Below are 19,915 nucleotides of genomic sequence, written 5' to 3' on the forward strand. Positions count from 1 at the left end.
GGATTCTAGAAGTACCCTCGCCACGGCAGCACCCCGCAGCACTTGGCCGCCGCCCATGCCCGCCATGCCCGAAAATCGGGTTGTCGCGGCCGAAGGGCCGCCTTCCATTGCTTCACTTCGCCCAGCCATGTTCACTTCCGCCGCGCCGCGCCTCTCGCTCATCCCGTTGCTGCTGGCCGCCGCCCTGTCCGCCTGTGGCGGCGGCGGCGACGCACCGGCCGCCACGCCGGCCGATCTGCCGCCCGATCCGCCCGTGGTGCAGCAAGGCCCCGGCGCGCTGCTATCGGGCGCATTCGTCAAGACCCTCAGCGCCGCCGACATCACGCAGGCCCTGCGCTCGCCCGACAGCAAGGTGGAAGAAGGCGTCGTGCCGCGCTACGACGTGTCCTCGTACCGCATCACCTACACCACCACCGACAAGCACGGCGTCGAGGTCATGGCCTCGGGCCTGGTCAGCGTGCCGCTCAAGCCCGCGGGCCAGCCCAGCCCGGTGCTGGGCTACCAGCACGCCACCACCTTCCACGACGCCGAGGCGCCGGCCAACAAGGTCGAGGCGTTCGAGCCGCCGCTGGTGCTGGCCTCGCTGGGCTACATCGTGGTGTCGCCGGATTACGTGGGCTTCGGCGCCTCGAAAGGCGTCGAGCACCCGTACCTGACGGCCGAGCCCACGGCGCGCGCCGTCATCGACATGCAGGTGGCCGCCCTGCACTGGCGGCGCCAGCACGGCGTGGCCGACAACCGCCAGCTGTTCCTGGCCGGTTATTCGGAAGGCGGCTACGCCACCATGGCCGCGCACCGCGCGCTGCATCAGTCGGGCCACGCGCTGAAGGCGCACCTGCAGGCTGCCGTGCCGGGCGCCGGGCCGTATGACGTGCTGGAAACGCTGGACGAACAGCTTGACCGCGTGCGCAAGCTGGTGCCGGTGCTGGGCGCGGCCATCAACCCCGGTTTTCTGCGCCACCTGGGCAGCACGGTGCGCGACGAGGTGCGGCGCCTGCTGCTGCGCCAGATGGTGCCGGAAGACGGCGACGTGAGCTACCAGACGCTGTTCCTGGACCGCTACCTCGCCGACGACCGCGACGCCATCACCGCCGAGCACAGCGTGCACCTGGGCTGGGCGCCCGCCGTGCCGGTGTACCTGTTCCACGGCCGGGGCGACCTGACGGTGCCGTACTCGGCCGCCGAATCGGCGCGCGATGCACTGCGCGAAGCCGGCGCGACGGAGGTCAGCCTGACCGACTGCACCACGCCCAAGTTCGGCCATCTGGACTGCGTGCCGGAGTACTTCCGCTTCGCCGTCGACCGCATGGGGCGGCTGGCGCGCGATCTGTGAGGGCGGCTGGCGCGCGCCCTGGATTTCAAGCCAAATCGGGCTCCAGCGCTTTATCTGTCTGCGCCAGTAGCTATTAATAACAGAGCAATCAGATACCCGTCTGCACCCCGGCCACCCAGCGCAGTCCGTTGCCGCGGTTCAGGTAATAGTCGCCCTGCGGGCTGATCACCACCGAGCGGTCGGTGGCCGGGTCGGAAAAGTAGCGCCAGCCATGGGCGCGGTCGCGGGCCGTGGCGGGGTTGGACACGGGCACCATGCCGTGGTCATAGCCGCTGATGACGTGGACGGGCTCGGCATCACGATCGCCGACCATGAACGGCGTGCAGGCGGTGGCGCCCAGCAAGGCGATGGCGGCCAGAAGCGTGGTCGATTTCATGAGGGATCTCCTGTGTGTGGCCACAGTCGCTTTTCGACTGTGTGCCTGCAGTGTGCGCCAGAACCATGAAGCCCCGCTGAACGCACCCTGCGCCGCCGGCCAGAAAAAGTGCCGTCGGTGGACGGCACTGTGCCACGAAAGGCGCTGCCGCTCAGCGGCTGCTGGGGAAGCTGAACACTGCCCCCTCGCGCACGCCGGCCGAAGGCCAGCGCTGCGTGATGGTCTTGCGCTTGGTGTAGAAGCGCACCGCGTCCGGCCCGTAGGCGTGCAGGTCGCCGAACAGGCTGCGCTTCCAGCCGCCGAAGCTGTGGTACGCCACCGGCACCGGCAGCGGCACGTTCACGCCCACCATGCCGACCTGGATGTGGTCGGTGAAGTAGCGCGCCGCCTCGCCGTCGCGCGTGAAGATGCAGGTGCCGTTGCCGTATTCGTGGTCGTTGATGAGCTGCATCGCCTCTTCAAGCGTCTTCACGCGCACCATGCCCAGCACCGGGCCAAAGATCTCTTCCTGGTAAATCACCATGCCCGGCTTGACGTGGTCGAACAGGCAAGGGCCGAGGAAGTAGCCGTCCTCGTGGCCGGGCACCTTCAGCCCGCGCCCATCGACCAACAGCGTCGCGCCTTCCTTCACGCCCTGGTCGACGTAGCCAGTCACCTTCTCGAAATGCGGCTTGGTCACCAGCGGCCCCATGTCGTTGGCGTTGTCGGTGCCGGGGCCGACCTTCATCTTCGCGATCTCGGTCTTCAGCCCGGCGATCATCTTCTCCGCCACCTCGTCGCCCACGGCCACGATCAGCGGCACCGCCATGCAGCGCTCGCCGCACGAGCCGTAGGCCGCGCCCATCATGGCGTTCACCGCGTTGGCGATGTCGGCGTCGGGCATCACCACGGCGTGGTTCTTGGCGCCGCCCAGCGCCTGCACGCGCTTGCCATGCTTGGTGCCCTCGCTGTAGATGTATTCGGCAATCGGCGTCGAGCCGACGAAGCTGACGGCCTTCACGGCGGGAGAGTGCAGCAGCGTATCGACGGCTTCCTTGTCGCCGTTCACCACGTTCAGCACGCCCGGCGGCAGGCCGGCCTCCAGCGCGAGCTGCGCGATGAACAGCGCGCTGCTCGGATCGCGCTCCGAAGGCTTCAGCACGAAGGTGTTGCCGCAGGCCACCGCCATCGGCCACATCCACAGCGGCACCATGGCCGGAAAGTTGAACGGCGTGATGCCGGCCGTGACGCCCAGCGCCTGATGCTCGGCCCACGAGTCGATGCCGGGGCCGACGTTGCGCGAATGCTCGCCCTTGAGCAACTCGGGCGCGTAGCTCGCGTATTCGACGTTCTCGATGCCGCGCTGCAACTCACCATGCGCATCGTTCAGCACCTTGCCGTGCTCGGCGGTGATCATGGCGGCGATCTTGTCGGCATTCTGCTCCAGCAGCACCTTGAGTTTGCTCATCACCCGCGCGCGCTTGAGCGGCGGTGTGTTGCGCCATTCCGGAAACGCCTTCTCGGCCGAGGCAATGGCCTGCTCGACGGTGGCCTTGCTCGCCAGCGCCACATGGCCGCTGACTTGGCCCGTGGCGGGGTTGAACACGGCTTGAGTGCGCGCCGTGTCGTTGACGATCTGGCCGTCGATGAGGTGGCCGATGGTTTGGGTGACGGGTTTGTCGTGGTTCATAAACAGTCTCAAGAAAAACAATGCAGGAAAGCTCAACGCAAAACCACTGCTGATCTGGCTCACTGCCTAACCATAAATAGCCGTGGGAATCCAGCGAATGGACGTAGACCTTAGTGCCGAGCAATCTTTGCAAAGCGGCGACATCGCCATCCGGCAAGTCCTTCAGCAGCCAATCTGGAAGCGATTTCAGGCGCACGCGAGAGCCTGGCGCGAGTGAATGAGCAGCCATAGCGGGTATGCTCTCAAAGCGTCGCACTAGAACTCATGACTGAACAGGCGTCGCCGAAAGCCTGACGCCAAGCGCGTTCAACAGCTTGAGCACCGTGTCATAGCGCGGCTTGGCTCCCGGCGTCAGCGCCTTGTAAAGGCTTTCCCGCCCCAACCCCGCATCCTTGGCCAATTGCGCCATGCCGCGCGCGCGCGCCACGTCGCGCACCGCCGTCAGAAACACATCGGGGTTCGGGTCTTCCAATGCGGCGGTCAGGTATTCGGCGATGGTGTGCTCATCGTCCAGATAGTCTGCAGCGTCGAAGGGTGCGATGTGCGTCGCCATGTTCACTCCTTGTCCAGTTCGCGCGCCATCTCGATGGCCCGCTTGATGTCGCGCTTCTGGGTCGACTTGTCGCCGCCCAGCAGAAGCAGGTAGATCACCTGGCCCCGGCGCGTGTAGTAAACGCGGTAACCGGGGCCGACATGCACGCGCATCTCGAAAACGCCATCGCCTACTGGCTCGCAATCGCCAAAATTGCCGTGCTCGGCGGAGCGGATGCGGTGGGTAATGCGGGCCCGTCCTATCTTGTCCTTCAGCGCGGAGAGCCAAACGTCAAAGACCTCCGTCCGAAGAAAGGTGTTCATGCGCGCATCGTATCCGATTGGATACTTTTACGCCACTGCGTCCAACGCCTCCGCCAGCGCGCCCACGAGCCGATCGATCTCCGCCGGCGTGCTGATGAAGGGCGGCGCGAGCTGGATGGTGTCGCCGCCGTAGCGCACGTAGAAGCCCTGCTTCCAGCAGTGCATGGCGATCTCGTAGGGGCGTTTGGCAGGCTCGCCGGGCAATGCCTCGATGGTGAAGCCGGCGGCCAGGCCGTAGTTGCGGATGTCAAGCACGTGCTTGGCGCCCTTGAGGCTGTGCACGGCGGCTTCGAAGTGCGGCGCCAGAGCCTTGACGCGACCCACGCCGTCCTCGCGCTCCAGCAGGTCGAGCGCGGCGATGCCGGCGGCGCAGGCCACCGGATGCGCGCTGTAGGTGTAGCCGTGCGCGAACTCCAGCATGTAGTCCGGCCCGCCGGCGGCCATGAAGGTGTCGTAGATCTCCGTCTTGGCGATCACGCCGCCCAGCGGCTGCACGCCGTTGGTGACCTGCTTGGCGAAGGTCATGATGTCGGGCACCACGCCGAAGGCGTCGGCGCCGGTCATGGTGCCGCAGCGGCCGAAGCCGGTGATGACTTCGTCGAAGATCAGCAGGATGTCGTGCTGGGTGCAGATTTCGCGCAGGCGCTGCAGGTAGCCCACGGGCGGAATCACCACGCCGGCCGAGCCACTGAAGGGCTCGACGATGACGGCGGCGATGTTGCTGGCGTCGTGCAGCGCGATCAGATCCAGCAGGCGGTCGGCCAGCGCCTTGCCGCCCTCGGCCGGCTGGCCCTTGGCGAAGGTGCCGGCGGGCGGCTGGGTGTGGGGCAGGTGATCGGCCTCGATGCCCTGGCCGTAGACCTTGCGGTTGGCGACCATGCCGCCGACCGAGATGCCGCCGAAGTTGACGCCGTGGTAGCCCTTCTCGCGGCCGACCAGGCGCGTCTTGCCGCCCTGGCCCTTCAGGCGCCAGTAGGCGCGCGCCATCTTGAGCGCCGTGTCGGCGGCCTCGGAGCCGCTGGCGGTGAAGAACACGTGATCGAGCCCCGCGGGCGTCAGGCTTTTCAGCTTGTTGGCCAGCTCGAACGACAGTGGGTGGCCGAACTGGAACGCGGGCGAATAGTCGAGCTGCGCGGCCTGCTTGCCCACGGCCTCGGCGATCTCGCGCCGGCCATGGCCGAGGCCCGTGCACCACAGGCCCGAGAGGCCGTCGAACACCTGGCGGCCATCGGCGTCGGTGAAGTAGGCGCCCTGCGCGGCCACGATCATGCGCGGGTCGCGCTTGAACTGGCGGTTGGCGGTGAAGGGCATCCAGTGCGCGTCGAGCCAAGCGGCGTCTTGGCGGGTGGACGGGTGGGCGGCGGTCTGGGGGTGGCGGTGGTCACGCTCATGGCTTGTCTCCTTCCGGTCGGTGCAAGGCGGCCGAGGGCCGGCAAGAGGGCATTGTCGGCCGCGCCGTTAATATGTTAAATAGGCCAACATTCAAGTTTGGTTGCCGATTTATGCAAGCAATGACGATCCGAACTCCCTCCCCGCTGGGGAGGGCTGGGGTGGGGCCAGCCACGCCGTCCATCGGCCGTCGGCCCCCATCCCGGCCTTCCCCAGCGGGGAAGGAGGGAAAGCCTGCCATGAGCGCACCCGCCAAACGCGCCCGCGCCGTGCTCGGCCAGGTGAGCGACATGGACCTGCGCCTGTTGCAAGTGTTCAAGGCGGTGGTCGAATGCGGCGGGCTGTCGGCGGCGGAGCTGGAGCTGAACATCGGCACCAGCACCGTCAGCCGTCACGTGAAGGACCTGGAAACGCGCCTGGGCCTGACGCTGTGCCGGCGCGGGCGCGCGGGCTTTGCGCTGACGGCCGAGGGGCAGCGCGTGTACGACGAGACGCTGCGCCTGCTGGCCGCCGTCGATGGCTTTCGCGCCAGCGTCGACGACATCCACGACCGCATGGGCGGCGCGCTGCACGTGGCGCTGTTCGACAAGACGGCCAGCAACCCGGCCGCGCGCATCCATGCGGCCATCGCCGATTTCGCCGGCCACGCACCCGATGTGCGGCTGCACCTGCACGTGGGCAGCATCCAGGACATCGAGCGCGGCGTGATGGACGGCAGCTTCGCCATCGGCGTGATCCCTGAGCACCGCGCCTCGGCCAGCCTGCGCTACGACCGCCTGTTCGGCGAGACCATGTACCTGTATTGCGGCACGACCCATGCGCTATTCAACGAGGAGCACGCCGCGCTCGACTGGCCCGCGCTGCGGGCCCGAAAAGACTTCGCCGGGCTGGGCTACCACTCGCCCAACATGGAGCTGGCGCACGGCGAGCAGCTCAAGCGCCGCGCCACCGCCTACGAGCAGGAGGCCATCGCCACGCTGATCCTGTCGGGCCGCTTCGTCGGCTTTCTGCCCGACCACTATGCCGAGCCCTTCGTGCAGCGCGGCCAGATGCGGGCCGTGGCGCCGCGCGTGCTGACCTACGCCTGCGACTTCGTCAGCGTGCTGCGCCGCTCGCCCCAGCCTTCGCGCGCGGCACTGGCATTTCACCAGGCATTGCTGGCGGCGCATGGGGCATGAGCACCATGCAGTCGCTTGATTTTTCTTGATGATCAAGGATTCCCCAATGACTTGCGGAACTCATCCGCTGTGTGGGAGCGGGCTTGCCCGCGATGAGGCGCCGCGTCGCAACGAACGCTTGATCGCGGGCAAGCCCGCTCCCACCACACTGTCTGAGACTGGTTGCGAATCAAGCATTTTTGATAGCTGCTTGCGCCCTGTACAAGACGAATTCAGATTGAAAAGCATCTGAAATTGGCCAATGACAAGCGCAAACAGCTATCATTATTGAATTACCCCGCCACCGGCAGCGTGAACCGGAACACCGTGCCGCGCGGCGTCTGCGGCTGGTGCTGCAGCGCGCTGCCGTGCTGCTCCACCACCGTGCGGCACAGCGACAGGCCCAGGCCCATGCCCTCGTCCTTGGTGGTGAAGAAGGGCGTGAACAGCTGCGCCGCCACGTCGTCGCTGATGCCCTCGCCGCTGTCGGCCACCACGAACTCGACCGCCGTGTGCGCCGGCCCCAGCCGCGCCTGCAGCCGCAACAGCCGAGGCGCGGGCGCCTCGGCCATGGCCTGCAGGCCGTTGCGCGCCAGGTTCAACAGCACCTGCTCGATCATCGTGGCCTCGCACCACACGGCGGGCAGATCGGCCGGCACGTCGACGTGCACGGTGGCGCCCAGCTTGCGCGCCTGCAGTTGCACCAGCGGCAGCACGGCGTCGAACAGCACGCGCGGCGCCACCGCCTGGCGCGAGGTGCTGCGCTGGCGCACCAGATCGCGCACGCTGTGGATCACCTTGCCGGCACGGCCGGCCTGCTCGGCGATGCGCGACAGCGCGGTGCGCACGTCGTGCAGCGTGGCGGCATCGCCCGCCGGTTGCTGCAGCAGGTTGAGCGAGCCGGTAGCGTAGCTGGAGATGACGGCCAGCGGCTGGTTCAGCTCGTGGCTCATCAGCGAGGCCATCTCGCCCACCGTGGCCAGGCGCGCGCTGGCCTGCAGACGCTCCTGGCTGGCGCGCGACAGCTCCTCGGCGCGGCGCTGCGCCGTCATGTCGAGCACGGCACTCATCCAGCCGGTGTGCTTGCCCACGGTGGTGATCAGCGGCGCCTCGTAGATCAGTACCGGAAAGCGCGTGCCGTCCTTGCGCATGAAGACCGATTCCACGCCTTCGCGCACCGGCGACAGGCCCGACAGGCGCTGCACCTGGCGCGCCGCATAGTCCTGCGCCATCTCGGGCGGCCAGTAGGGCACGGGGTTGGACTGGCCGATCAGCTCGTCGGCGGCAAAGCCAACCATGTCGCAGAACGCCGGGTTGACGTAGGTGATGCGGCCTTCCAGATCGCGCGCGCGCAGGCCGGTGACCAGCGAATCCTCCATCGCCTTGCGGAAGGCCAGCGCCTGCGCCAGTTCCGATTCGGCCTGCTGGCGGGCGCGGAAGTCGCGCGCCAGCAGCACCAGCACGGTGATGAGCGCGATCGACAGGCCGGTGACCAGCGCCGTGAGCACGTTGGGGAACACGTCGGGCAGCTGGCGCGAGCCCTCCAGCCGCAGCACGATGGGGGCGCCGGGCAGGTCGATGACCTGCTGCGCGACGAACACCCGCGCGCCGCGCCGCGGCACGCCCTGCATGGCCAGGCGCGTGCCGTCCAGTTCGGTGAAGCCCACGCTCTGCCCACGCGTCAGGCTGCTGGGCAGCAGCGCCAGCATGCCATCCAGCGTGTGCGTGGCCACCACGTAGCCCTGCAGCTGCGCGCCCTGCCGCACGGGCAGGCACAGCTCCAGCACCTCCTCGCCCAGGCCGCCGGCGCGCGGCACGAAGCGGCTGGGCGCATAGGCCGCCGCGCCCAGCTTGCTGGCCTGGCCGCACAGGTTGGCGATGTCGGAGGGATGGTGCGTGCTGCCGTCGGGCGGCGGCGGTGCCAGCGCGGGGTAGAACGGGCTGTCGGCCACGGCGCGCAGGTTCAGTGCCGCGTCGTGCCACTGCAGGCGCATCCATTCGCGGTGCTCGTGCAGCAGTTGCGTGGCGCCCGTCCACCAGCTGATCGGGTCGGCATGCGTGGCCGCCAGGCCGTGCAAATCCTGCAGGTTGCGCGCGAGCCGCTGGCGCAGCACCTGCGCGGCGTCGGCGTTGTCGCGATCCAGATCGCGCTGCGTCTGCTCGATCTCGTGCCCACGCGCCAGCCACACCAGCGTGGCCAGCAGCCCCACCACCACCAGCACCAGCGCGAACCACAAGGCCCAGCGGCGCCACGCGCCGCGCAGCCGCGCCAGTGCGCCGGCGGGTGCATCGGGCGAGGTCATGCAAGTGCCCCGGGAGGGCTCGGCACGGCCGCCCTGAAAATTCAAGCGGAAAGTGCCTGTATCGCCCGTAGCTCAGGCGCAAGCAGCTATTATTTTTGAACCGAGTTGCCCTCACCCCAACCCTCTCCCGCCAGTGGGAGAGGGGGCAAGAAGGCACGCCGCGCGAAGCAGCGGCGCTGACCAACCAAAGGCCGAGCGCAGCGATGGCCCGAGTGGACTTCACCTCCCCTCTGGCCGTGCCGAGAAGCGCAGGGCGTGGGGCGGGCATGGGCTGCGCAGCAAGCCCATGCTTCGTACTCTGACTCGCTGCGGTTGTCTGAGCGGAGCGCGCAAGCGCGAAGCGAGTTCCGCAGCGCCGCCCCGCGCCCGAGCATCGCAGGTTGCCCGCAGCGAAGCGAAGGGACACGGCCAGTGGGGTCGCCTTTTGCCTACTTTTCTTTGGCGAGACAAAGAAAAGTAGGTCGCCCGCCGGGGCGAACTCCCGGCCAGCAGCGCATCCAACGCCCCAAGGCCCATCACAGCCTGCGATGCGACAGCGCCGGCAGCTGCGCCCGCCGCCCCGCCAGCGCATCCGCGTCCAGATCAGCCACCACCACCCCCGCCCCTCGGCCCGCAAGCCCAGCACCTGCCCCCACGCATCCACCACCATGCTGTGCCCCCAGGTGCGCCGCCCGTTCTCGTGCGTGCCCCCTGCGCCGCCGCGATCACGCCCGCCAGGTTCTCGATCGCCCGCGCCCGCAGCAGCACCTCCCAGTGCGCCTGCCCCGTCACGTAGGTGAACGCGCTCGGCACCAGCAGCACGTCGGCCCCCTGCGCCGCATAGGCGCGGTACAGCTCGGGAAAGCGCAGGTCGTAGCACACGCTCATGCCGATGCGCCACGTGTGCCCGTCGCGCGACGGCAGCTCGAACAGCGTCGGCACGCTGCCGCGCGCCAGCACCGCCGCCTCGTCGTAGATGCGCGTGCCGTCGTCGAACTGGAACAGGTGAATCTTGTCGTAGCACGCCACCCGCTCGCCCTGCGGGTTGAAGGCCAGCGAGGCATTGCGCACCCGCGCCTCGTCGCGCGGCTCGCTCGACAGCGGCAGCGTGCCGCCGACGATCCACAGCCCCAGCTCGCGCGCCGTGGCGGCCAGCCAGTCCTGGATCGGCCCCTTGCCCAGCAATTCCTGCAACGCCAGCTTGTCGGTGTCGCGCTGGCCCATGACGCAGAAGTATTCGGGCAGCACCGCCAGCTCGGCGCCCGCCTGCGCGGCCTGCAGCAGCAGCGCGTGCGCGTCGCGCAGGTTGTCGTCGATGCGGGTGCCCGACACCATCTGGATGGCGGCAACTTTCACGATGTCTCCTCGTTGATGGGCGCAGCAGCCGGCTCGGCGGCAGAAGCGGCCGCGGCCGGCGCGCTGGCGGCGCTGGCGGCGCCGGCCGCGCCAGCGTCGCTGCGCGCCTTGACTTGCGTGACCTGCGGATCGGCCCAGCTGCCGCCGACGTGGAATTCTCGCGTGGCCGCCTTGATCAGCGGCCGCTTCAGCACCAGCTGCGCGATGAAGGTGCCGATGCCGATGGCCGGGTTGATGGCGGTGGCCACCAGCGCGGCGGTGCCGGCGTCGATCTCGGGCACCACCAGCACGCGCAGGTCCTGCGTCTCCTTGTCGATGTCGGCGCTGCCGTCCATCAGCACGGCGGCGCTGGCGCCCTTCATCTGCAGGTTGTTGGTGCTGGCGATGCCGCGCGCCACGTTCACGTCGCCGCGGATGAAGTCGAACGCGAAGCCGGCGCTGAAGATGTCGCGGAAATCCAGCGTGAGCCGCCGCGGCAGCGCCTGCAGGCTGAGCACGCCCAGCAGCTTGGCCACGCCCGGATCGGCCTTGAGGAACTGGCCTGCACCGACATCGGCATGCAGCTGGCCCGCCATGCTGGCGCAGTGCGGCGAGAACGGCGCTCCGCGCCAGCTCAGGTTGCCCTCGATCTGGCCGCGGCCGCGCACCAGCACGTCCGGCATGTCGAAGCGCGCCAGCAGGTTGCCGGCGTCGCGGATGTCGAGCTTGAAGTCGAGCGCCGTGCGCCGCGGATCGCCCGGTGTGCGCGGCGCCCGCGGATTGAGCGGCAGGGCCGGGCCGCGCGCAATAGTGGCCCAGCGGCCGCTGGCGCTGAAGGTGGCCTCGGGCGCGCGCACCACCAGGCGCGTCAGTTCCCACTCCTGCAGGCCGCCGCCCTGCCGCGTCGGCGCGACGTCGCGGTTGATGGCCTCGATCTCCATCCGGCCCAGCTTCTTGCCACGCAGCTCGAACTGCTCGGCCACCACATCCAGCGCCGGGATGTTGGCGGGCGGCTGGGCCAGCAGCGTCTGGTCGTCACCCGCGCTGCTGGCGGGAATGCTGAGGCGCGCCAGGCGCGCATGCACCTTGCCGGCGCGGCCGCCGGCGCCCTCGCTGTATTCGACGCGCCCGGCCAACTCGCGCGCCTGCACGTCGGCGCGCCACACGCGGCCATCGCGCGTGCCGCTGGCCACCACGTCGTACAGCGTGCGGTCGTCGGCCAGCAACTGCCCGGTGCGCACCGACCAGACGGTGGGCACGAATCCGTGGTCGGGCGCTGCTGCGGGCGCGGCGGCGCTGGCCGCGTCGTCGCCGAACAGGCTGGTCAGCGCCTCGTCCCAGGCCTCGGCATCCAGCCGGGGCGTGTGCAGGCGCGCCACCACGCCGCTGTCCGGCAAGGCCAGCTGCGGCATGGCCTGCGGCCCCACGCCGATGACGCCGCGCGCCACGCGGCCGGAGGCGGCATCGCGCTCATACGCCACCACCAGCTGGTCGGCCACGTCGACGCGAAAGCGCGAGCGGCCGCTGCCGTTCAGCTGCGCGCTTTCGTAGCGCAGCGGCCAGGCGGCGTCGGCCGGCTTGCCAGCGGCGCGGGCAGATCGACGGCCATGCCGCGCAGGTCGCTGGTCACCAGCACATCGGGCTGGCCGGCGCGAAAGCCGATCACGGCCTGGTAGGCCGCGCTGCCGCTGGCGCGCCGCGCGATGGCGGGGAGCGGCGCCCAGTCGGCGGTGTCGCGCAAGCCTTCGGCGGTGGCGGTGCCGCTGGCGCGCAGCTGCACCGCGGGCGCGCCGCCGGCACTGGACTGGCTGCCGCCGGCCAGGCGCGCCTCGCCACCCAGCAGGTGCACGCGCGCATCGTGAATGGTGAAACCGGTTTCGCTGAAGCTGACCGCGCCCTGCGCCTGCCCCAGCAGCGGCGTGTCGGGCGTGATGCGCAGGTCGTTGCCGGCCAGGCTGACACGGCCTTCCACCCTGGAATCCTCGATGCGGTTCACCGGCAAATCGAGCTTGAGGTGCAGGCCCGCGTTGCCGTTGGCCTGGGCGCGGTCCAGCACCTGCTGCGTGAAGCCGGACACCGGCGACTGCCGCACGATGCCCAGCGCCGCCGCCAGCGGGCCGGTGCCTTCGGCATCCACCAGCACGCGCGTGTGGCCCAGGTCGGCAATGCCCGCCTGCACGCGCGTGAACTGCCAGCCGGGGTGCCCGCGCACCTGCGACTTCGCGTTCTTCACCTGCATGCTGTTGTGGTCGAAGATCAGCTCGCCCGACAGGTTCTCCAGCGCCGGCCAGGGCACCTGCCCGGCGGGCTGCAGGCTGGGCGGCACGTAGGCCAGCGTGACGCCGTGCACCTGCCCGGCAAAGCGGAATTCGCTGCCCGGCGGTGCCTTCGAACTGGCGATGTGGCGCAGATCGCCCTTCACGCGCACCGCCACGTCGCGCGCCTCGCCCTTGACCACCGCCTCGCGCACGTAGCGGCGCGCCGATTCGGGAATGCCCAGCGGCAGGTAACGGTGCACGCGCGCGCCGTTGGCGCGGCTGAAGCTGCCCGACAGGTCCAGCACGCCCGGAAAGCGCGCCGCCCCTTGCTGGCCGGCCACGGTCTGCCATTTCGCCTTGAAGGTGCCCGTGGCATCGGCGTTGCGCAGCTTCAGCTCGTCCACGTCCAGCTCGACCTGCCCGCCCTGCACGCGCCAGCGGGCGCGGGTGGCCAGCTCGGCCAGCGGGATGCGCGGCTCGTCGAACACGCCCGGAAAGCTGAGGGCGCCGTCGCGGATGGCCAGCGTCGCGTGGCCGCCGGCCGGCGTGGCCTCGAGCTCCAGCGTAGCCCCTTCGACGCCCGGAATGCCTTCCACCGGCTGGCCATCGGGCCGGGGCGGCGCGGGGCGCGCACCCACGGTCATGGCGCTGGCCCGAGCCTGCACGCGCCAGTCGCGCGGCGCCTCCAGCGGGCCGCTCCAGCGCGCCTGGATGCGCTCGACCAGGCCCTGCACCGGGTGCGCCTGCAGGCGCTCGTGCACGGCGGGCGGCAGCGGCAGGCGCTGCGCGATCTTGGCCAGCGCCGCCAGGTCCAGGCGGTCGCCCTGCAGCTCGCCGCCGTCGTCGTCGCGGTAGCTCAGCTGCACGTTGCCGCCGGGCCAGGCCAGGCCGTCGGCATCGACGAAGTGCAGGTTGCGCGTGTCCACCTCCATGCCCTGGCCCACGTTGCGCCAGCCCAGCCGGCCGGTCAGCGCAGCGAAGGCCAGCGGCTCCAGCTTCGGGCCAAAGGTGGCCGACACGCCGCCCAGGGCCACGTCGGCCGTGGCGGCCGTCAGCGCGCCCTTCTTCATGTCGGCCCAAAGGCGCAGCGCGCCATGGCCCCCTGAAGATCAACGCCCCAGTCGGTTTTCAGGTCGGCGTACTGCCGCAGTTGAGACACGTCGACGCGCCTGAAATCGGCGAAGGCATGGCCCTCCCAGTCGCGCCAGAAGCCCGGATGGCGCGAGAACACCGGCTGGCGGAACTGCCCGATCAGCGTGAAGCGCTCGCCCCAGGCGGTGTCGGGCGTGGCGTCCAGTCGCAGCTGGTGGCGGCCGTAGCCGTTGCGCACCACGAACTGCACGTCGTTCAGCGCCACCGGCGGCGCGCTGCGGCGCTCGTCCACCCAGCGCACGCGGCCGCCGCGCACCAGGAACTCGGATTGCGAGAAGAACCAGTCGGCCGCGCCGGTGTCGCCCTCGGCATCGCCCGACAGGTCGATGCCCCCAACCAGCAGGCGACCGTCGGTGGTGCGGCGCAGCTCCAGGTCGGGCTGGTCGATGACCAGCTGCTCCAGCGCGCCGCGGCCCAGCGATAGCACAGAAAATGCCGCCAGCACGCGCGGCACATGCAAGCCGGCCCGGCCCGTGGGGTCATGCACGCGCACGTCGCGCAGCGACACCGCCGGCACGAGACCATTGGACTCGGCCTCGATGGCACCGATGGTGACCGGGGCCGAGATCGCGCGCGAGGCGAGCTGCTCCAGCCGGGGGCGGAACTGGTCGATTCGCGGCACAATGATCCAGTGGAGCACGGCCCCGGCCAGCAGCATCAGCAACAGCAGCGCACCGACACCGCGCACCGTCCAGCGCATGACGATGGCGGCGATCTTGAGAGACGACTGGAGCAACGGCTTGAAGGGGCTTGGAGCGGACGGGCAGGCCAGGCCGATCAACGGCCACGCACCTGCCCCGGAGGACTGAAGAAATTATGACCCGTGGCGCTGCGCAAGGTTCTTGCGCCAACCGTGAATCTTTGTTAACCCCGTTCCCCGGCCTGCCGGGCAGCGCCAGCCATTCGCGCCTGGTGCAGCGCCTGCGCAGGCGCTACGAGGACGAACTGCCCCTGCTGCCGCCCGGCGCGCCCACCCAGGACAGCATGGCGGCCTGCCTGGCCGCGCTGGCCGAACGCGGCCACGACGAACTGGGCGCGCGCCTGCGCATCCTGCGCCAGCTGGTGATGGAACGGCTGGTGGTGCTGGACTGCGAGCAGGCCGCGCCGCTCGCAGTGGTGACCCGCGCCGTCACCGAGCTTGCCGAACTGGCGCTCGACGCCGCCTGCGCCCACGCCTTCGCCCAGCTCGACGAGCGCCACGGCGCGCCGCTGACCGAGGCGGGCCAGCGCGCCCAGCTGTGGGTGATCGGCATGGGCAAGTTCGGCGCGCGTGAGCTGAACGTGTCGAGCGACATCGACCTGATCTACGTCTACGACGACGATGGCGAAACCACCGGCCGCGACGACGGGCGGGGGCAGATCACGGTGCACGAATACTTCACCCGCGCCGTCAAGCTGATCCAGGGCCTGATCGGCGACACCACCGAGCACGGTTTCGTGTTCCGCGTCGACCTGGCGCTGCGGCCCAACGGCAACTCCGGCCCCACGGTGTGCTCGCTCGACGCGCTGGAGGAATACATGCTGGTGCAGGGGCGCGAGTGGGAGCGCTTTGCCTGGCTCAAGAGCCGCGTGGTGGCGCCGCGCGCGGCCATCGCCGGCGGCTCGGCCGAGGGGCTGCGCGGCGTGGTGCTGCCCTTCGTGTTCCGCAAGTACCTCGACTACAACGTGTTCGAGTCGCTGCGCACGCTGCACGACCAGATCCGCAGCCACGCCAGCCGGCGCAGCGCCGGCCGGCCCGAGCGCGCCAACGACGTCAAGCTGTCGCGCGGCGGCATCCGCGAGATCGAGTTCACGGTGCAGCTGCTGCAGGTGGTGCGCGGCGGCCAGTTCCCGAGCTGCGCACGCGCCCGACGCTGGAGGCGCTGCAGCGCGTGGCCCGTGCCGAGCTGATGCCGCCCGAAGCCGCCGACGCGCTGGCACGCGCCTACGTGTTCCTGCGCCGGGTCGAGCACCGCATCCAGTACCTGGACGACCAGCAGACCCACATCCTGCCCACGCAGGACGCCGACCTGGACTGGATCGCGCGCACCCTGGGCTACGACGGCGTCTGCCCCTTCCTGGCCGAGCTGGACACACACCGCGAGTTCGTGGCGCAGGAGTTCGACCGCCTGCTGGGCGGCGACGCGCCCTGCAAGAGCTGCCAGAAAGGCGCGGGCGGCGAGGCGCGCGCCGCGCCGTCCGACATCGACGCCGTGCTGCCCGCCTTCCCCGAGCGCGTGCGCGAGCGCCTGGCCGAGTGGCCCGAGCACCCGCGCGTGCTGGCGCTGCGCGACGAAGCGCGCGGCCGCCTGACGCGCCTGCTGCAGCGCACCGCGCAATGGCTGGAGGAAGGCCGCGTGAACGAGGACGGCGTGCTGCGCCTGGCCGACTGGGTGGAGCCGCTGCTGCGCCGCGAGAGCTACATCGCCCTGCTGCTGGAGCGCCCCGCCGTGCACGAGCGCCTGCTGCGCGTGCTGGGCGCGGCGCGCTGGCCGGCGCGCTACGCCATGCAGCACCCCGGCGTCATCGACGAATTGGCCAGCCCCAGCCTGCTGAACGAACGCTTCGACGCCGCCGCGTTCGAGCAGGAGCTGGAGCTGCGCCGCGAAGCCCTGGCGCGCGGCGGCGAGGACGACGAGGAAAGCCTGCTGAACCTGCTGCGCCGCGCGCACCATGCCGAGACCTTCCGCACCCTGGCGCGCGACGTGGAAGGCCGCATCACGGTGGAGCAGGTGGCCGACGACCTGTCGGCGCTGGCCGACGCCATCCTGCGCCTGACCATGCGCTGGTGCTGGCCGCGCCTGCGGCAGAAGCACCGCGCTGAGCCGCGCTTCGGCGTCATCGGCTACGGCAAGCTGGGCGGCAAGGAGCTGGGCTACGGCAGCGACCTGGACATCGTGTTCGTGTTCGACGACGAGCACGAGGACGCGCAGGAAATCTACGCCGCCTTCGTGCGCAAGCTGATCACCTGGCTGACGGTGAAGACCGGCGAGGGCGACCTGTTCGAGATCGACACCGCGCTGCGGCCCAACGGCAACTCGGGCCTGCTGGTGACCGACATCGACGCCTACGCCGACTACCAGGAGAACCGCGGCAGCAACACCGCGTGGACCTGGGAGCACCAGGCGATGACCAGAGCCAGGATGGTGCCGCCGTCGGCGCCCACGGCCGGCGCTTCCTCGCCATCCGACCCGCTCACCGCCCGCTTCGACGCCGTGCGCCACGCCGTCATCACCGCGCCGCGCGACCACGCCGCCCTGCGCGGCGAGATCATCGCCATGCGCGAGAAGATGCGCAACGCCCACCCGATCCGGGACGGGCTGTTCGACGTCAAGCACAGCCCCGGCGGCATGGTGGATGCCGAGTTCGTCACCCAGTACCTGGTGCTGGCGCACACCGCGCAGCACCCCGAGCTGGCGCCGAACCTGGGCAACATCGCCCTGCTGCGCCGCGCCGAGGACGCCGGCCTGCTGCCCGCCGGCGTGGGCCAGGCCGCGGCCGATGCCTACCGCGCGCTGCGGCGCGTGCAGCACCGCGCGCGGCTGGACGAGCAGCCGACCCAGGTGGCGCCCGACACCCTGGCTGCCGAGCGCCTCGCCATCCAGCAGCTGTGGCACACGGTTTTGGATGAAAATGGCGTCTGGCGCCCGTCCGATCTGCGCAAGGCGCTATTAATTTCAAACTGACCTCCAGCCATCCGCCGTTCGCTGCGCGTCGCCGCGGCGGCACGCCCTACCCTGATTGATGCACCACCGCGCCTGGCCCCTTACCTGCGCGCTGCTGATCGCGGCCAGCGTGGCGCTGTGGCTGGCCGGCATCAGCGGCCACGTGGTGCCGCAGCACTGGCTGTGGCATGCCGATTTCTGGCCCCGCCAGCCGTGGACACTGTGGACCGGCCCGCTGCTGCACTTTCTGGGCGCGCACCTGGCCGGCAACGCGCTGGCGCTGGCGGCGCTGGCGGTGCTGGGCGCGGCGCTGCACGCGCCCCGCGCCGACGCGCTGGCCCTGCTGCTGGCCTGGCCGCTGGGCACGCTGGCGCTGCTGGCCTGGCCAGCGGTGGGCGGCTATTACGGCCTGTCGGGCCCGGTGCACGCGGCGGCGGCCATCCTGGCGCTGCGCGCACTGCAGGCGCCCGCCACACGCTGGCTGGGGCTGCTGCTGGCGGGCGGGCTGCTGATCAAGCTGGCGCTGGAGCGCGGCTGGGCCGTGCCGGTGGGTTTCGACAGCGGCTGGGGCTTCAACGTGGTGTTCGCCGCGCACCTGAGCAGCGCGGCCGTGGGTGCGGCGCTGGCGTTGGCGCTGCAGGTGGTGGGGCTGCTGGCCAGCCCGCGGCGACATGCGCCGCCGGCGTCGAGGCGTTTCTGAGCGGCTGCGGCGATCAAAGCGCCGCGCAGACGATTGATGCAAGGCAGGGCGAAAGCATACTCCCCTATAGCAAGCCGTCAGCGCTTACTGGACGGGCGCTAGAACCTCATACTCCCTATCAAAATTCTTCCACGGCGTACCCGCCGGCAAGGCCAGCGGGTGGCGCTACCCGTTGCGGTGCCTGGCCCACTTGCCACGGATCGCCTCAGCCACCGACAGCCGCCGCGGCCCGGGCATGAGCCGCAGCGCGCTGCCCGCGCGCAGGTCGCCGGGAACCTCCACCGCCAGATAGAAACCGCTGCGCGCCTCGCGCACCATGCGCTGCGCAGCGTCGGCCAGGCCCATCACGGCGGTGAACTTGCCGCAGGGCTCGCGCGGCATGGTCACGCGCAGCACGCAGCCCGAGCCGTCGACGTGCAGCGTGTCGCCGATCCACACGTCGGATTCCAGCAGCCCGCAGATCGTCAGGTTCTCGCCCATGAAGCCGGCGGGCAGCGCCTCGTCGAACAGGCTGGCGCCGCCCGCGCGCCGCGCCGCCTGCCAGTACGGCAGGTGCTCGCTCGGGTAGGCGTACACCGCCTTCTGCAGCCCGCCGTGCACGTTCAGGTCGGCCTGCTCATCGCCCGCCAGCCCCAGCGCGCCCACGGCCACCGGCCCGTCGACCGGCGACTTGCGGATGCCGCTGAGCACCGTGCGGCCGCCCACGCGCAGCAGGCGCGCGGCGCCGACGTTGACGCTGAGCAGACGCGGAACAGGGCAAGGGGCAGGTTCAGGCATGGCGCCCGGATTGTGCATGCGCGGCCGCCGTCAGTTGGGGCAAGATGCGCGCCGTCATGCTGAGCTTCCTGCCCCCGTCCTGCGCGGTGTCATCGCGGCCCTGTTGCTGGCGCTGAACACCCTGTTCTGGTGCACGCCGCTGTTCGCGCTGGCGCTGCTCAAGCTGGTGCTGCCGTTTCGCGGCGTGCGGCTGGCGCTCGATCCGGCCATCCACGGCATCGCCACCCGCTGGATCGCCGGCAACAGCGCCTGGATGCGCCTGACCCAGCCCACGCGCTGGGACGTGGCCGGCATCGACGGCCTGCCCTACGCCGGCTGGTACCTGGTGCAGGCCAACCACCAGTCCTGGGTCGACATCTTCGCGCTGCAGTACACGCTGAACCGGCGCATCCCGTTCCTCAAGTTCTTCCTGAAGCAGCAGCTGATCTGGGTGCCGGTGATGGGGCTGGCGTGGTGGGCGCTCGAGTTTCCGTTCATGAAGCGGCACTCGCCCGCCGCCCTGCGCGCCAACCCGGCGCTGCGCGACGAGGACCGCGAAACCACGCGCCGCGCCTGCGCCAAGTTCTCGCTGGTGCCCACCAGCGTGATGAATTTCCCCGAGGGCACGCGCTTCACTCTGCCTAAGCACGCGGCGCAGGCCTCGCCCTACCGGCACCTGCTCAAACCCAAGGCCGGCGCGCTCGCGCTGTCGCTGCACGCCATGGGCGAGAAGTTCGATTCGCTGATCGACGTGACCATCGTCTACCCGCACGGCCGACCGACGTTCTGGCAGTTCATGTGCGGGCGCGTGCCCGAGATCGTGATGCGCGTGCACCGCCGCCCCATTCCGCCCGCCTTCTGCCACGGCGACTACAGCGCCGACGCCGCCTTCCGCGCGCAGATCCACGGCTGGCTCGCCGACCTGTGGGCCGAGAAGGACGCCGAGATCGAGCGCCTGCTGGCCGAGCGCCGCGACCCGGCGTGATCAGCCGCGCATCAGCGCTTCGAT

Annotated in this window: 11 protein-coding genes and 4 pseudogenes; 5 read left to right on the forward strand and 10 right to left on the reverse strand. The window is 70.3% G+C overall.

The genetic code is table 11. The features are described 5' to 3' along the window. The first annotated feature begins 127 nt into the window (after positions 1–127). Entirely contained in the window at positions 128–1,333 is a 1,206-nt protein-coding gene (locus H0I39_RS08930; protein ID WP_180550252.1) for an alpha/beta hydrolase family protein, read from the forward strand. 88 nt (positions 1,334–1,421) lie between these two features. On the opposite strand, the gene H0I39_RS08935 is transcribed toward H0I39_RS08930, so the two are convergent. From H0I39_RS08935 to aptA, 5 genes and pseudogenes are all read right to left on the reverse strand, one after another. Next, positions 1,422–1,709 carry a hypothetical protein gene (locus H0I39_RS08935; RefSeq protein ID WP_180550253.1) on the reverse strand — a complete coding sequence of 96 codons (288 nt, stop codon included), beginning with the start codon at positions 1,707–1,709 and terminating at the stop codon, positions 1,422–1,424. Positions 1,710–1,860: 151 nt separating this feature from the next. Further along, positions 1,861–3,378, reverse strand: coding sequence for a CoA-acylating methylmalonate-semialdehyde dehydrogenase (locus H0I39_RS08940; RefSeq protein ID WP_180550254.1), 1,518 nt, complete (start codon positions 3,376–3,378; stop codon positions 1,861–1,863). A 262-nt stretch (positions 3,379–3,640) separates the two neighbouring features. Then, on the reverse strand, positions 3,641–3,931 hold the full coding sequence (locus tag H0I39_RS08945; RefSeq protein ID WP_180550255.1) for an addiction module antidote protein: 291 nt from the start codon (positions 3,929–3,931) through the stop codon (positions 3,641–3,643). A gap of 2 nt (positions 3,932–3,933) precedes the next feature. Then, positions 3,934–4,233, reverse strand: a complete 300-nt coding sequence (locus H0I39_RS08950) for a type II toxin-antitoxin system RelE/ParE family toxin (RefSeq protein ID WP_180550256.1) — start codon at positions 4,231–4,233, stop codon at positions 3,934–3,936. 27 nt (positions 4,234–4,260) lie between these two features. After that, a pseudogene (aptA, locus tag H0I39_RS08955) lies at positions 4,261–5,577 on the reverse strand (omega-aminotransferase AptA); the annotation flags it as partial. A gap of 284 nt (positions 5,578–5,861) precedes the next feature. Here aptA and H0I39_RS08960 point away from each other — a divergent pair. Then, positions 5,862–6,800 carry a LysR family transcriptional regulator gene (locus H0I39_RS08960; protein WP_180550258.1) on the forward strand — a complete coding sequence of 313 codons (939 nt, stop codon included), beginning with the start codon at positions 5,862–5,864 and terminating at the stop codon, positions 6,798–6,800. Between the two features lie 272 nt (positions 6,801–7,072). On the opposite strand, the gene H0I39_RS08965 is transcribed toward H0I39_RS08960, so the two are convergent. From H0I39_RS08965 to H0I39_RS21940, 4 genes and pseudogenes are all read right to left on the reverse strand, one after another. Next, positions 7,073–9,082 carry a sensor histidine kinase gene (locus H0I39_RS08965; RefSeq protein WP_180550259.1) on the reverse strand — a complete coding sequence of 670 codons (2,010 nt, stop codon included), beginning with the start codon at positions 9,080–9,082 and terminating at the stop codon, positions 7,073–7,075. 515 nt (positions 9,083–9,597) lie between these two features. Further along, positions 9,598–10,417: pseudogene (locus H0I39_RS08970) on the reverse strand (carbon-nitrogen hydrolase family protein). Beyond that, a pseudogene (locus tag H0I39_RS24615) lies at positions 10,414–13,724 on the reverse strand (YhdP family protein). Before H0I39_RS24615 ends, H0I39_RS08970 begins: the two co-directional pseudogenes overlap by 4 nt. Continuing rightward, positions 13,721–14,542 (reverse strand): YhdP family protein, encoded by an 822-nt coding sequence (locus tag H0I39_RS21940; protein ID WP_257645704.1) that lies wholly within the window; start codon positions 14,540–14,542, stop codon positions 13,721–13,723. The pseudogene H0I39_RS24615 and the gene H0I39_RS21940 overlap by 4 nt, the downstream one beginning before the upstream one ends. Positions 14,543–14,622: 80 nt before the next feature. On the opposite strand from H0I39_RS21940, the pseudogene glnE reads away from it, so the two are divergent. Both glnE and H0I39_RS08985 read left to right on the forward strand, forming a co-directional pair. Then, a pseudogene (gene glnE, locus H0I39_RS08980) lies at positions 14,623–17,471 on the forward strand (bifunctional [glutamate--ammonia ligase]-adenylyl-L-tyrosine phosphorylase/[glutamate--ammonia-ligase] adenylyltransferase). Positions 17,472–17,529: 58 nt separating this feature from the next. Further along, positions 17,530–18,150, forward strand: coding sequence for a rhomboid family intramembrane serine protease (locus H0I39_RS08985; protein WP_180550260.1), 621 nt, complete (start codon positions 17,530–17,532; stop codon positions 18,148–18,150). A gap of 165 nt (positions 18,151–18,315) precedes the next feature. Here the strand turns inward: H0I39_RS08985 and H0I39_RS08990 are convergent, their stop codons facing one another. Continuing rightward, on the reverse strand, positions 18,316–18,927 hold the full coding sequence (locus tag H0I39_RS08990; protein WP_180550261.1) for an MOSC domain-containing protein: 612 nt from the start codon (positions 18,925–18,927) through the stop codon (positions 18,316–18,318). A gap of 16 nt (positions 18,928–18,943) precedes the next feature. On the opposite strand from H0I39_RS08990, the gene yihG reads away from it, so the two are divergent. Further along, positions 18,944–19,891, forward strand: a complete 948-nt coding sequence (gene yihG, locus H0I39_RS08995; protein ID WP_180550262.1) for a 1-acylglycerol-3-phosphate O-acyltransferase, YihG family — start codon at positions 18,944–18,946, stop codon at positions 19,889–19,891. Positions 19,892–19,915: the final 24 nt, after the last annotated feature.

The organism is Ottowia beijingensis (genome assembly GCF_013423955.1).
Lineage (GTDB): Bacteria > Pseudomonadota > Gammaproteobacteria > Burkholderiales > Burkholderiaceae_C > Ottowia > Ottowia beijingensis.